The 13425-nt window shown below is 72.9% G+C and carries 12 protein-coding genes; 8 read left to right on the top strand and 4 right to left on the bottom strand.

Going from position 1 to position 13425, the window contains the following annotated elements; genetic code table 11:
• The first annotated feature begins 7 nt into the window (after window positions 1–7).
• The 7 genes from ACQEUU_RS22710 (at window position 8) to ACQEUU_RS22740 (ending at window position 5807) form a co-directional block, all read left to right on the top strand.
• The gene (locus tag ACQEUU_RS22710) at window positions 8–943 is read left to right on the top strand and encodes a DUF58 domain-containing protein (protein ID WP_433068944.1); all 936 of its coding nucleotides are present in this window, start codon (window positions 8–10) and stop codon (window positions 941–943) included.
• A complete protein-coding gene (locus tag ACQEUU_RS22715) occupies window positions 940–1887 on the top strand; it encodes a VWA domain-containing protein (protein WP_433068947.1) in 948 nt (315 codons plus the stop codon). Before ACQEUU_RS22710 ends, ACQEUU_RS22715 begins: the two co-directional genes overlap by 4 nt.
• Before the next feature lie 11 nt (window positions 1888–1898).
• Window positions 1899–2489 (top strand): class I SAM-dependent methyltransferase, encoded by a 591-nt coding sequence (locus tag ACQEUU_RS22720; RefSeq protein ID WP_433068950.1) that lies wholly within the window; start codon window positions 1899–1901, stop codon window positions 2487–2489.
• The gene (locus ACQEUU_RS22725) at window positions 2486–3025 is read left to right on the top strand and encodes a TrmH family RNA methyltransferase (protein WP_433068953.1); all 540 of its coding nucleotides are present in this window, start codon (window positions 2486–2488) and stop codon (window positions 3023–3025) included. Before ACQEUU_RS22720 ends, ACQEUU_RS22725 begins: the two co-directional genes overlap by 4 nt.
• 15 nt (window positions 3026–3040) lie before the next feature.
• On the top strand, window positions 3041–3862 hold the full coding sequence (locus ACQEUU_RS22730; RefSeq protein WP_433068955.1) for a glycerophosphodiester phosphodiesterase: 822 nt from the start codon (window positions 3041–3043) through the stop codon (window positions 3860–3862).
• A gap of 15 nt (window positions 3863–3877) precedes the next feature.
• Window positions 3878–5320, top strand: coding sequence for an MFS transporter (locus tag ACQEUU_RS22735; RefSeq protein ID WP_433068958.1), 1443 nt, complete (start codon window positions 3878–3880; stop codon window positions 5318–5320).
• Window positions 5321–5462: 142 nt separating this feature from the next.
• Window positions 5463–5807 carry an RNA polymerase-binding protein RbpA gene (locus ACQEUU_RS22740; RefSeq protein WP_270159177.1) on the top strand — a complete coding sequence of 115 codons (345 nt, stop codon included), beginning with the start codon at window positions 5463–5465 and terminating at the stop codon, window positions 5805–5807.
• A gap of 103 nt (window positions 5808–5910) precedes the next feature.
• On the opposite strand, the gene ACQEUU_RS22745 is transcribed toward ACQEUU_RS22740, so the two are convergent.
• The 4 genes from ACQEUU_RS22745 to ACQEUU_RS22760 form a co-directional block, all read right to left on the bottom strand.
• Entirely contained in the window at window positions 5911–6402 is a 492-nt protein-coding gene (locus ACQEUU_RS22745; protein ID WP_433068961.1) for an FxsA family protein, read from the bottom strand.
• A gap of 76 nt (window positions 6403–6478) precedes the next feature.
• Window positions 6479–7222 (bottom strand): polyprenol monophosphomannose synthase, encoded by a 744-nt coding sequence (locus ACQEUU_RS22750; RefSeq protein WP_433068964.1) that lies wholly within the window; start codon window positions 7220–7222, stop codon window positions 6479–6481.
• Between the two features lie 2 nt (window positions 7223–7224).
• Window positions 7225–9039 carry an apolipoprotein N-acyltransferase gene (gene lnt / locus ACQEUU_RS22755; protein WP_433068967.1) on the bottom strand — a complete coding sequence of 605 codons (1815 nt, stop codon included), beginning with the start codon at window positions 9037–9039 and terminating at the stop codon, window positions 7225–7227.
• A 444-nt stretch (window positions 9040–9483) separates the two neighbouring features.
• Entirely contained in the window at window positions 9484–11709 is a 2226-nt protein-coding gene (locus ACQEUU_RS22760) for a HelD family protein (RefSeq protein WP_433068970.1), read from the bottom strand.
• A gap of 363 nt (window positions 11710–12072) precedes the next feature.
• Between ACQEUU_RS22760 and ACQEUU_RS22765 the strand changes: the two genes are divergently transcribed.
• A complete protein-coding gene (locus tag ACQEUU_RS22765; protein ID WP_433068972.1) occupies window positions 12073–13401 on the top strand; it encodes an ROK family transcriptional regulator in 1329 nt (442 codons plus the stop codon).
• The last annotated feature ends 24 nt before the right edge of the window (window positions 13402–13425 follow it).

Raw genomic sequence — 13425 nt, forward strand, 5'->3', positions numbered from 1 at the left:
GCGCCTCATGACCACCGCCGAGCAGGCCCTGCGCCGCCTGGAGCTGACCGTGACCAGACGGCTCGACGGGCTGCTGCACGGCGCCCACCAGGGGCTGCTGCCCGGCACCGGCAGCGAGGCCGGCGACAGCCGCGTCTACGTGCCCGGCGAGGACGACGTGCGGCGCATGGACTGGAACGTCACCGCCCGCACGACCGTCCCGCACGTGCGGGACCTGGTCGCCGACCGCGAGCTGGAGACGTGGGCGCTGGCCGACCTGTCGCCCAGCATGGACTTCGGCACGGCCGACACCGACAAACGCGACCTGGTCGTCGCCGCGGTCGGCGCCATCGGGTTCCTGTCCAGCCGGATGGGCGACCGGTTCGGCGCGCTCGTCATCCATGACGAGCACATCCACCGCATGCCCGCCCGCACCGGCAGGCCCGCCCTGTACGGGCTGCTCAGCGCGCTCATGGACGCCCCGCGCGGCCAGGTCGTGGCCGACCCGCCCGACCTCGCCGAGAGCATCGACGTGCTGGCGGCCACCCGCAGGCGGCGCGGCATGCGGGTGGTCGTCTCCGACTTCCTGGAGGCCGCCCCCACCCTCGACCCCGAGGCCGAACGGCCGTGGGAGCGCCCGCTGCGCCGCCTGTCGGCCCGCCACCAGGTGCTGGCCGTCGAGGTGATCGACCCGCGCGAGCTGGAGCTGCCCGATGTCGGCCGCGTCGCGTTCGCCGATCCGGAGACCGGGAAGGTACGCGAAGTGCACCTTTCCCCGAAAATCCGCGACGCGTACGCGGAGGCCGCCGCGCTCCAGCGGCAGGGCACCCGCCTCGCGCTGCGCCGGGCCGGCGTCGCCCATCTGGTGCTGCGCACCGACCGTGACTGGGTGTTCGACATCGCGCAGTTCGTCCTGCGCCAGCGGCGCATGAGCCATCTGGCACACCGGAAGGTGACCCCTTGACGTTCCTGTCGCCCGCCTGGCTGTGGCTGTTCGTCCTGGTGCTGCTCCTGGTCGCCGGATACGTGGCCGCGCAGTTCGCCCGGCGCCGCTACACCGTGCGCTTCACCAACCTGGCGCTGCTCGACCTGGTCGCGCCCGCCGGCCCCGGCTGGCGCCGCCACGTGCCGCCCGTGCTCTTCCTCGTCATGATGTCGCTGCTGGTCATCGGCGCCGCCCGGCCGGCCGGCGAGGTCCGGGTCCCGCGCGACCGCGCCACCATCATGATCGCGCTGGACGTGTCCCTGTCCATGGACGCCCACGACGTCGAGCCCAACCGCATCTCCGCGGCCAAGAGCGCCGCCCAGGCGTTCGTCCAGGAACTGCCCGACCGGTTCAACGTGGGCGTGGTGGCCTTCGCCCGCTCCGCCAACGTGGTCATCTCCCCCACCACCGACCACCAGGCCGTGGTGACCGCCATCGGCCACCTGTCCACCCGGCCCGGCACCGCCATCGGCGAGGCCGTCTTCAACTCCCTCGACGCGGTCCGCTCCTTCGACCAGGACGCCACCAGCGACCCGCCGCCGTCGGCGATCGTGCTGCTGTCCGACGGCGACAACACCTCCGGCCGCTCGGTCCGCGAGGCCACCGACGCCGCCCAGCAGGCCCACGTGCCCGTCTCCACGATCGCCTACGGCACACCCGACGGGACCGTCTCCATCGACGGCCGCCCGGTGAACGTCCCGGTCAACAAGCAGACCCTGCAGGCGCTGTCCGACGGCACCAGCGGCCGCGCCTACACCGCCGAGTCCGGGAGCGAGCTGCGCGAGGTCTACGAGCAGATCGGCACCTCGCTCGGCTACAAACTGGTCGACCAGGAGATCACGCAGCTGTTCATCCTGGCCGCCCTCCTCGCCGGGCTGCTGGTGGGAGGCGCGGCGGTCTTGTTCGGCACCCGGATCCCGTAACGTTTCCCGTTGTGGGGCACTACTTCGCCGAACGTCCGGGAGCCGCGAGCAGGCCGCGTCAGGCCGACCTCGTCCTGCCCGACCTCCATCTGCGGCTGGAGACCGACAGCGGGGTGTTCTCCCCCGAGCGGGTCGATCTCGGCACGAAGATCCTGCTGGAGACGGTCCCGCCGCCGCCCCCGCGCGGCGACCTGCTCGATCTCGGCTGCGGCTACGGCCCGATCGCGCTGACGATGGCCTCCCGCGCGCCCGGGGCGACCGTATGGGCCGTCGACGTCAACCGCCGCGCGGTGGAGCTGACGGCACGCAACGCCCAGGCCGCGGGCCTTGACAAAGTAAGGTCCGTGCATGTGGACGAGGTCCCCGAGGACGTGACGTTCCAGGCGATCTGGTCCAACCCCGCCATCCGGATCGGCAAGGCGGCCCTGCACGACATGCTCACCAGGTGGCTGACGCGGCTGGCCCCCGGCGGCGCCGCCTACCTGGTCGTCCAGAAGCACCTCGGCTCCGACTCCCTGCAGCGCTGGCTCGGCGAGCAGGGCTGGCGAGCCTCCCGCGAGGCCTCCAGGGCCTCCTACCGCGTACTGAGGGTCGAAAGATGAGAAGGCAGCTGCGCCCCACCGACGTCAAGCGGCTCAACCGCACCTGGCGCAGGAACACCACCAACCGCCTGGCGCTGATCCTGGAGTCGGTCACCGGCCCGTTCAACGTCGGCTCGATCTTCCGTACCGCCGCCGCGTTCGGCGTGGACCAGATCTGGCTGGCCGGCAACGCCACCCCGCCCACCAACCCGAAGGCCGGCAAGACCGCGCTCGGCACCGAACGGCTGGTCACCTGGCACGACCCGGTGCCCGCCGCGGACGCGGTCAAGGCCGCGCGGGAGGACGGCTTCACCGTGATGGCGGTCGAGCTGACCGCCGAGGCGGTGCCGCTGCACCGGGCGGCGCTGGGCCGCGACGTGTGCCTGGTGGTCGGCAGCGAGGACCACGGCTGCTCCCCCGCCCTGCTCGACGCCGCCGACGGCGTCTGCTACATCCCGCAGGTGGGGCGGGTCGGGTCGGTCAACGTGGCGGTCGCCGCCGCCATCGCGCTCGCCGAGGCCCGCCGCCAGGAATGGCAGAATCTCCCCGATTCGTAACCCCACCGTTCACGCGTGGAAGGCATACTGCAGATCGTGCTCAGCCGCCGATTCGCCTATCTCGACCACCCGGGCCCGCTCGCCTTCGCCCACCGGGGCGGGGCGCTCGAAGGAGCGGAGAACTCCTTCGAGGCGTTCGAGCGGGCCGTGCGGCTCGGCTACACCCACCTGGAGACCGACGCGCACGCCACCTCCGACGGCGTGCTGCTCGCCTTCCACGACCACACGCTGGACCGGGTCACCGACCGGCGGGGCCGCGTCTCCGAACTGCCCTACCGGGCGGTCAAGCACGCCCGCATCGGCGGCGTCCACCGCATCCCGCTGCTGGAGGACCTGCTGGGCTCGTGGCCGGAGATCCGGTTCAACATCGACGTCAAGGAGCCGGCGGCGATCGCTCCGCTGGCCGAGGTGGTCCGGCGGACGAACTCCTACGACCGGATCTGCCTCACCTCGTTCTCCGACGAACGGCTGGTGCTGGCCAGGGCGGCGCTCGGCCGGGAGGTGTGCTCGGCGCTCGGGCCGCGCGGCGTGGCCGCGCTCCGGGCCGCCGCCACCACCTCCGGCTACGGCCGCCTGCTGGCCCGGCTCAAGCGCGCGGCGATCCCGTGCGCGCAGGTGCCGGTCGGCTTCCGCGGGCTGCGGGTCACCACCCAACGCCTGGTGCGGACGGCGCACGCGATCGGCATGCAGGTGCACGTGTGGACCATCAACGACACCCTGCAGATGGAGCGCCTGCTCGACCTGGGCGTCGACGGCATCATGACCGACAACATCACCGGGCTGCGCGGCGTCCTGGAGCGGCGCGGCCAGTGGCATCCCGGCCGCATGGCCGCCTAGGAGCGACTCGACACCATGTCCGTACCCGCACCCCCCGCGGCGTCCGACCCCTCCGCCGAGTCGCCGGCCTCGCGCCGGCGCGAGCAGCGAGGCTGGTACGTCTACGACTGGGCCAACTCGGCCTTCTACACCACGATCATCTCCGTCTTCCTCGGCCCGTACATCATCGAGGTCGCCAAGACCGCGGCCTGCGGCAAGGACTTCCCCCGGCTCGACGCCGGCGCCTGCGCGCGCGACTTCGACCGGCTCACCGTCCAGAACCCGGGCCTGGGCTACGTGGACGTGTACGGCATGGACATCCGGCCGGCCGCGTTCTTCGGGCTGATCACGACCGTGGCGGTGCTGCTGCAGATCGTGATCCTGCCGATGGTGGGCGCGCTGGCCGACCACACCGGCCGCAAGCGCGAGATGCTCGGCGGGTTCGCCTACGCCGGCGCGCTGGCCGCGATGGGCCTGTTCTTCGTCGAGGGCGACCGCTACCTGCTCGGCGGCTGGCTCTTCATCCTCGCCAACCTCGGCTACGGCGCCTCCATCGTCGTCTACGACTCGTTCCTGCCGCAGATCTCCACGCCCGACGAGCGCGACCGGGTGTCGTCGCAGGGCTGGGCGATCGGCTACCTGGGCGGCGGGCTGCTGCTGGCGCTCAACCTCGCGCTCTTCTCCGGCCACGAGGGCCTGGGGCTGACCGAGGGCGAGGCGGTGCGGATCGCGATGATGTCGGCCGGGCTGTGGTGGGCGACGTTCACGATCGTGCCGCTGCTGCGGCTGCGCAACCGGCCGGTGCCCGCGCACGAGGGCACCGCGCTGGGGTCGGTCGGCGGCAGCTTCCGCCAGCTCTGGCGTACGCTGAGGGAGCTGCGCCGCTACCCGCTGACGCTGCTGTTCCTGGTGGCCTACCTGGTCTACAACGACGGCATCCAGACGGTCATCGGCAACAGCGCCGCCTTCGCCTCCGAGGCGCTCAAGCTGGACCGCACGGTGCAGATCACCGCGATCCTCATGGTCCAGTTCGTGGCGTTCTTCGGGGCGCTGCTGCTGAGCCGCCTGGCTCAGCGGTTCGGCACCAAGCGCACGGTCCTGGCCAGCATCGTGGTGTGGACGGTGATCGTGGTGATGGCGCTGTTCGTCGGAGAGGGGCAGGCCGTGCAGTTCTACCTCATGGCCTTCGCCATCGCGATCGTGCTCGGCGGCACGCAGGCGCTGTCACGCTCGCTGTTCTCCCAGGTGATCCCGAAGGGCAAGGAGGCCGAGTACTTCAGCCTGCTGCAGATCAGCGACAAGGGCTCGGCGTTCATCGGCTCGCTGACGGTGACGATCGCGCTGCAGCTCACCAACAGCTTCCGCATCGCCATCATGTCGATGGTCATCTTCTTCGTGCTCGGGTTCGTGCTGCTCGCGCTGGTCAACCTGCCCAAGGCGATCCGCGCGGCGGGCAACGAGGTGCCGTCGAACCTCTAGCGTGCGCGCCCGGCGCCCGAACTCCTCGGCGGTTGCGCGATTGGATCACCTCGCGGGTGGGAATCCCATCACGGTACCAAGCGTTAGACACCGTGGGAGACAGACCCCCCACGCATGGGGGCCCTGTAGGAGGCATTCAAACATGGGCGAGCGCGCGCTTCGTGGCACCCGGCTCGGGGCAACCAGCTACGAGAACGACCGTAACACGGATCTGGCCCCACGCCAGGAGGTGTCCTACACCTGCCCCAAGGGGCATCGCTTCGAGGTTCCGCTTGCCGCCGAGGCCGAGATCCCCGCGACGTGGGAGTGCCGCATGTGCGGCGTCACCGCGGTGCGGGACGACGGCGAGCAGCCGGAGTCGAAGAAGACCAAGCCGCCGCGGACGCACTGGGACATGCTCCTTGAGCGGCGGTCCATCGAAGATCTGGAAGAGGTGCTCAACGAGCGGCTGGCGGTCCTGCGGGCCCAACGCCGCAAGAGCGCCTGACACCCTCTCACGGTGAACCCCCGGGCCGCCGGCCCGGGGGTTTCGCTGTGCGTTTCGCTGTGCGTTTCGCTGTGCGCCGAAGACCCGGGCCCGGGCGTCGCCGCTAGTCCTCGCGGATGACCTCGCCGTGCACGACCTTCCCGCGCGGCTCGCCGCCCACCGGGCCGCCCGCCCGCACCGGGCCCGCCTGGGGCGGGTAGAGATGGGCGTACGGGGAAGCCGCCGCCATCCGCTTGACCCGCCGGTCGAAGAACCACCAGCCGAGCCGCCGCATCAACGGCCGGGTGAGCGGCAGGACGCAGACCAGGCCCACCACGTCGCTGAAGAAGCCGGGCGTCACCAGCAGCACGCCGCCCACCAGCACCAGCGCCGCGTCGGCCAGCTCACGCTCCGGCATGAGCCCGGTGCGCACCGACTCCTGCAGGTTGCGCCAGGCCCGGCGTCCCTCGCGCCGCACCAGCCACGAGCCGAGCAGCCCGGCCGCCACCAGCAGCCCGACGGTCTGCCAGCCGCCGATCACCGAACCGACCTGGATCAGCAGCCACACCTCCAGGAGGGGAACCACCAGAAAGGCCAGGAAAAGCAGGAGCCGCATCGTCGCCTCGTTCTGTGCACATCGAAGGACACGTCCAGATAGGACAACGCCCGAAACCGCCGCCGCGTTCCGCCGGTCAGGACCTCCGGCCGCGCAGCCGCGCCGGCAGCCCGGCGACCCCCCACTGGAAGATCCGCCAGAACGCCTCGGCCATCACGCGGCCGCTCATCTTGCTCGTGCCGACCGTGCGCTCCACGAACGTGATCGGCACCTCGGCGACCCGCAGCCCGTGGCGGCAGGTGCGCAGGGTCAGGTCGACCTGGAAGCAGTAGCCCTGCGACTCCACGTCGGCCAGCCCGATCTTCTCCAGCGTGCCCGCGCGGTAGGCGCGGAAGCCGGCCGTGGCGTCGCGCACCGGCAGGCCCAGCATGATCCGCGTGTAGAGGTTGGCGCCCCGTGACAGGAACTCGCGCGAGGCCGGCCAGTTCTTCACCTTGCCGCCCGGCACGTAACGCGACCCGATCGCCAGGTCGGCCCCGTCGGACAGCGCCGTCAGCAGCTTGTGCAGCTCCTCCGGCTGGTGCGAGCCGTCGGCGTCCATCTCCACCAGCACGTCGTAGCCCTCACCCAGCCCCCACCGGAACCCGGCGATGTAGGCGGCGCCGAGCCCCTGCTTGGCGGGACGGTGCAGGACGCGCACCTGGTCGTCCCGGGCGGCCAGCTCGTCAGCGATCTCGCCGGTGCCGTCGGGGCTGCTGTCGTCGGCCACCAGCAGGTCGGCCTCGGGCAGCGCGGCCCGCAGCCGCTCGGTGATCCTCGGCAGGTTGTCCCGCTCGTTGTACGTCGGGACGATGACCAGCACCCGGCCGAGCGTCTCCATCGTCAGTCGTCCCCCATCATCCGGTCGGCCCGGCGCCGGCGCCGGGCGGCGACGACGGTGGCCGCCGCTCCCAACATCATCACTGCCCACTCGGGGGCCGCCCCGACCCTCGTGGCGATCGTCTGTCCGGTGCGTACCGGCACCGTCACGACGGTGCTGTCGGCGACGAGTTCCCGGGTCTGCCACGAGACCTTACCGTCCGGCGCGACATAGGCCGAGATCCCGGTCGTGGCCGCCGTCACGACCGCCCGGTTGTGCTCGACCGCCCGCAGCTGGGACATCGCCAGCTGCTGGTAGGGCAGGTTGGACAGGGCGTAGGAGGCGTTGTTGGTCTGCACGACCAGCGGCGTCCCCCCGGCCCGCACGGTGTCGCGCACGGTGGTGTCGTAGGCGACCTCGTAGCAGTTGACCGCCCCGACGGTGACCGGGCCCAGCCTCAGGTCGCCCGGCTCGGTGCCGGGGACGGACTGCCTGCCGACCAGCTTGGCCCGCTCGAACAGGGCCATCACCAGGTCCTTGAACGGGGTGTACTCGCCGAACGGCACCAGGTTGCGCTTGTCGTAGTAGTCGCCGGGGCCGGTCTCGGGGTCCCACACCAGGCTGCGGGTGGCGCGGCTGTCGTCGCCGATCGCCACCACCGCGCCGACCAGGGTCGGCACGCCGACGTCGCGCACCGAGTCGTGGATCACGGCGTGGGCGGACGCGTCGGTGTAGGGGTCGATGTCGGTGGAGTTCTCCGGCAGCGCCACCAGGTCGGGCGCGGGCAGCTCGCCGGCGCGGACCCGCCGGGCCAGGCGCTTGGTCTCCTCGGAGTGGTTCCGCAGCACGACGGCGCGCTCGTCGCCGAAGATGTTCATGCCGCGCCCCGGCACGCTGCCCTGCACGATGCCGACGTTGACGGTGCGGCCCTCGTCCTGCGGCCTGGGCACCGCCAGGGCGACGACGGGGACGGCGACGGCCAGCGCGACCGGCACCGCGCGCAGCAGGCCCCTGCCCGGCCGTACGACCAGCGCGTGCGCCAGCAGGGCGCCGCACACGGCCACGGCGAACGACACCAGCGGCGCGCCGCCCAGGGCGGCGTACGGGGTGAACGACGACTCGCCCTGGCTGAAGGCCACCCGCGCCCACGGGAACCCGCCGATCGGCACCAGCCCGCGCGCCCACTCCATCGCCACCCAGAGCGCGCCGAACCACACCGGCCACAGGCGCAGCCGGAAGACCGGCGCGACCATGGCGGCCATGGCCGCGTAGAACAGGCTCTCGACGGCGACCAGCATGACCCACACGTCGACGCCGATCGTGCGCACCCACGCCACCGTGGGCGTGAGGAACACGGCCGCGGCCACGTAGCCGAGCCAGGCCGCCCTCCTGGGCCGCGTCCCGTACAGCGAGGCGGCGATCAGCGCCAGCCCGGCCGGCGCGCACGGCCACCAGCCGAGCGGCGGGAACGCCAGATAGAGCAGCACCCCACCGGCGGCGGCCGCGGCCACCCGTCCGGCGAGCACCCGCCGCGACTCCCCCGCCGGCCGTCCCCCGCGTCCCGGCGACCTGTCGCCGGCCGGAGGCTCCCCGGCGTCCCCGCCGCCGTCACGGATGGCCTCCCGCGGGCCTCCGACGGCCCCACCGGCGGCGTCAGGGCTCGCGCCGGGGTCCGGGGGGTCGTGCGGGGAGGCCGGGACGGTCAGGGCAGGCTCGGAGCTCTGCGCGGAGGTGGCGGGAGGAGTTCCCGAGGCGGCCGGGCCGGATGAGGGTACGGGCGGGCCGCTCCCGTCGCCGGGAGACGCGGGGCCGGCCCGCGGGCCCGTCTTCTCCTGCACCACTGAGGGTCTCCTCGCGATCCGCACACCTTCAAGCGAAACGCTACCGTCCCCGCGGCGCTCTGCGGTCATGCCGGGCGCGGCGACAGGGTGATCCCGCGAGGTACGGGACCACCCGGCGCACTGGCGAGCCCGGCGCACGGGAACGGGAAGAGGGCCCGGAAACCCTTCGGACCGGATCCGTCTCGTCGGCGGCGAGCGCGAAATTCCGTTGTCTACTGGGCTCCCGGGCCCGTCCCGGGTCCAACCCCCCGCCCGGCTGGGGTGCCCCGACTCGACGGACCGACGGCCCTGCACCTGGCTGTGTGGACGGAGTCACGCTCCGTCACGGACGCAGGATCCGGCGATGTCAGAGACGGCCAACCGGCCAAGTCCCGTGCTGGACTGCGCAGCAAACTACCGACTCAGCCTCAGATGTCAACCGTGTCCCGATCAGCAGAAACATCAAGTTTTCCCAGGTGGGCGGCCATTGCCCGGCTGAGCAGGCACCGGGGCGGCACTGCCGGAGCGCCGCGGCAAGTCGCGCAAAGCATCGCTTAGCGGGCGATCATGCACCACGCCCAGCCGCTGCGTGGCCCGCGTGAGCGCCACGTACAGGTCGCTGACGCCGCGCGGCGACTGCGCGCAGATCAGCTCCGGCTCCACCACGACCACCGAGTCGAACTCCAGCCCTTTGGCGTCGGTCACCCCGAGCACCGCGACGGGCGCGTCGAGCGCCTCGGCGCCCCGGCCGCGCCCGGCCCCCGGCGTGACGACCACGGCGCCCTCCAGCGTCTCCCCCAGCGACGCGAGCAGCGCGTCGGGCCCCACCACGGCGACCTTGCCGCCCGCGGCGACCTCCTCCGCGACGATCCGGGGCAGCTCGGCCATCGGCGCGGCCCACGGGCTCGCCCCGCTGTCACGCACCGACCGGGGCGGCTCCAGGCCGGGGTCGATGGTGGCGAGCACCCGGGCGGCCACCTCCATCAGCTCCACCGGCGTGCGGTAGTTGACGGTCAGCCGCTCCTGCCGCCACCGCCCCGCGACGTACGGGTCGAGCACCTCCGCCCACGAGCGTGCCCCGGCGGCCGAGCCGGTCTGGGCGATGTCGCCGACGATCGTCATGGACCGGCTGGGAACGCGCCGCATGAGCGCCCGCCAGGCCATCGGCGACAGCTCCTGCGCCTCGTCCACGATGACGTGCCCGTAGGCCCAGGCGCGGTCGGCGGCGGCGCGTTCGGCGGTGGTGAGACGGGGGCCGTCGCCCCGCTGCCGCTCGGCCAGCCGCTCGGCCTCCATGACGTCGGACAGCCCGGTCAGCTCCAGCACCTCGCGCGCGTAGGCGAGCTCGGCCTCGCGCTCGTGCTCCTCCGCCTGCCGGGCCGCGGCCAGCTCCTCCTCTGCGGCCAGCGCGCTGGCCCGCAGCACCTGCTCGTCGATCTCGCCGAGCAGCTCGGCCGCCTCGTCCAGCAGCGGCACGTCGGACTCCGTCCACTCGCCGCCGCGCGCCCCGTCGCGCCGCAGCAGGGCCCGCTCCTCGGCCGTCAGGACGGAGGCGGCGTAACCCAACCGGTCCGGCGACCCGTACAGGCCGAGCAGCAGCCGCTGCGGCGTGAGATAGGGCCAGAGCCGGTTGAGCGCGGACCGCACGACCGGTTCGGTGCGCAGCTCCTCGCGCAGGTCGGCCAGCTCTTCGTCGTCGATCAGGCCCTTGCCGATCTGTCTGGCGGCCTGCCGGGCCAGCGCGTTGAGCAGGGAGCGGACGAACACGGCGCGGGCCTGGTTGTGCGGCCGGCGGGAGCGGGCGGCCTTGGCGGCGGCCGACTCCAGCATCTTGCGGTCCATGGTGAGGGTGTAGCGGCCGAGCCGCAGCTCGACGGGCTTGCGCGGGACGCGCTGACGGTCGCGCACCGCCCTGGCGATCACCTCGGCCATCCGCAGGTCGCCCTTGACCGCGGCCACCTCGGGCCGTTCCCGTGCGGTGGCGGTCAGGCCGGGGTACAGCTCGCCGACGGCCGACAGCAGCACGTCGGTCTCGCCGAGCGAGGGCAGCACCTGCTCGATGTAGCGCAGGAAGGTGAGGTTGGGGCCGAGGATGAGCACGCCGCGGCGCTCCAGCCGCTCCCGGTGCGTGTAGAGCAGGTAGGCGGCGCGGTGCAGGGCGACGACGGTCTTGCCGGTGCCGGGGCCGCCCTGGACGACGAGCACCCCGTTCAGGTCGGACCGGATCACCTTGTCCTGCTCGGCCTGGATGGTGGCCACGATGTCGCGCATCCGCCCCGTGCGCCGCTCGCCCAGCGCGGCCAGCAGGGCGGCCTCGCCGTTCAGCGTGGCCCGGTCGTCGTCGGTGAGTGCGTCGAAGTCGAGCAGGTCGTCGTCGACGCCGACCACCGTGCGGCCGCGGGTCTGCAGATGGCGCCGCCGGGTCAGGCCCATCGGCGCGGCCGGGGTGGCGCGGTAGAACGGCTGCGCGACAGGGGCCCGCCAGTCGATGAGCAGCCGTTCCTGCTCGTCGTCGGTCATGCCCAGCTTGCCGATGTAGAGCCGGCCCTCCTCGGCGTGGTCGAGCCGGCCGAAGACCAGGCCGCGCTCCACCGCCCACAGCCGGGCCAGGCGGGAGGCGTACATGTCGGCGAACGTGTCGCGCTCCGACCTGTTCTGCATGGTGCCGACGGCGCCGCTGGCCAGCACCTCCTTCAGCCGGTGCTGGGTGCGCTCGCGCAGCTCGTCCAGCCGCTCGTAGAGGCGGGTGACGTACGCTTGCTCCCTGGCGAGTTCCGATTGACGGGTTGCCGCCAGACCATTATTGTGATTAATGGGACGCTCCGGGCCATTCTGTTTGTTGTTGCGACAAACGACGACATTAGCATGCCTGTTGCAGCGCCCTCCTCTCTTTTGCCCATCATGGTTTTGCCCTTACCGCTTTCTTTTCGCACGAGCCTTTCCCGCCTACGGGTCACGGCTTCCGGCACGGCTCTTGACCGGACCGCCCGCGCTCTTTACGGTCACCGTCAGTTAGGAAAGTTTCCTAACCCTTGCGGTGGAGGATGACACGTGAGCGGTCCCGTACCGGGCACCCCCAGTCTGCTACGCGCCATCAACGATCGCGCGGCCCTGCGGCTGTTCCTCGAACGCGGCCCGCTCACCCGCCCGGAACTGGGCTCGCTGACCGGTCTGTCCAAGCCGACCGCGTCGCAGCTGCTGGCCCGCCTGCGCCGGGCGGGGCTGGTGGTCCTGGACGGGGTGCGTGAAGGGCTGCCGGGCCGCACGGCGGAGGTGTACCGGATCAACCCGGCGGCGGGGTACGCGGCCGCGCTGGACGTCACCTCGGCCAGGATCGAGGCGCGGGTGGCGGACCTGACGGGGACTGTGGTCGGCGAGTACGCGCTGGAACCCGCCGGCGGCGACCTCGTCGGCCGGCTGCGCGCCGCGCTGGCGGGGGCGCGGCCGCCCGCGCCGCCCCGTCACGTGGTGATCGGGGTACAGGCCGCGGTCGACCCCGCCACGGGACGGCTGGGGTACGCGACCGCGGAGGACATGCCGGGCTGGCACCTCGACGACCTGGTGGGCACGCTGTCCAGGGGTCTGGGAGTGCCGGTGTCGGTGGAGAACAACGTCAACCTGGTGGCCCTGGCCGAACGCGCCCACGGGGCCGCGGCGGGCACGCCGGACTTCGTGCTGCTGTGGGCCGGCACGGGCATCGGCGCCGCGATCGTGCTGGGCGGCCGGCTGCACCGGGGCGCGACGGGCGGCGCGGGCGAGGTCGGCTACATGCCGGCGCCGGGCGCGCCCACCGCCCGCGAGAGCGGCCCGTACGCCGACCACGGCTTCCAGGCGCTGTCCGGCGGCGCGGCGGTGCTGGAGATCCTGCGCCGCCACGGCGTCCGGGGCGCTAACCTGCGCGAGGCCATCACGAACGCGACCCTGCAGGCGCGGGCAGCGGCCCCACGCCTGCCTCCCCCGTCGGGTACGAGCGCGGGCGCCGGGGCGGTGGGCGGGAGTGCGGCGGCGTTGCGTGAGGTGGCGGCGCGGCTGGCGGTGGGGCTGGCGGCGATCACCTCGGTCATGGACCCGCCGCTGATCGTGCTGACCGGCGCGGTGCCGCTGGCGGGCGGGGAGCCGCTGCGGCGGCTGGTCGAGGAGGAGCTGCACGCGCTGACCATCGCCGGGCCGCGGGTGCGGCTGTCGCGGGTGGCGGGCAACGCGGTGCTGGTGGGGGCGCTCGACCTGGCGCTGGCCACGGTGCGGGACGAGGTGCTCGACTCGACGGGCGCGACGGCGGCCACCAGGCCGGACAGGGCACCCGGCAGGGCACCCGGCAGAGCACCCGACAGGATGTCCGCTTTGCCCGCGTTTGACAGTGGCGTGGGCGTGACAGAGTAGCCCTTCGCCTGGCGTGGCCGCCGC

The organism is Nonomuraea sp. CA-218870 (genome assembly GCF_050936535.1).
Lineage (GTDB): Bacteria > Actinomycetota > Actinomycetes > Streptosporangiales > Streptosporangiaceae > Nonomuraea > Nonomuraea corallina.

Bases quoted from the DNA above. Each gene is read 5' to 3' on its own strand.
- ACQEUU_RS22740 (WP_270159177.1), top strand. From the start codon at position 5,463: ATGGGCGAGCGCGCGCTTCGTGGCACCCGGCTCGGGGCAACCAGCTAC.
- ACQEUU_RS22710 (WP_433068944.1), top strand. From the start codon at position 8: ATGACCACCGCCGAGCAGGCCCTGCGCCGCCTGGAGCTGACCGTGACC.
- ACQEUU_RS22745 (WP_433068961.1), bottom strand. From the start codon at position 6,402: ATGCGGCTCCTGCTTTTCCTGGCCTTTCTGGTGGTTCCCCTCCTGGAG.
- ACQEUU_RS22725 (WP_433068953.1), top strand. From the start codon at position 2,486: ATGAGAAGGCAGCTGCGCCCCACCGACGTCAAGCGGCTCAACCGCACC.
- ACQEUU_RS22735 (WP_433068958.1), top strand. From the start codon at position 3,878: ATGTCCGTACCCGCACCCCCCGCGGCGTCCGACCCCTCCGCCGAGTCG.
- ACQEUU_RS22750 (WP_433068964.1), bottom strand. From the start codon at position 7,222: ATGGAGACGCTCGGCCGGGTGCTGGTCATCGTCCCGACGTACAACGAG.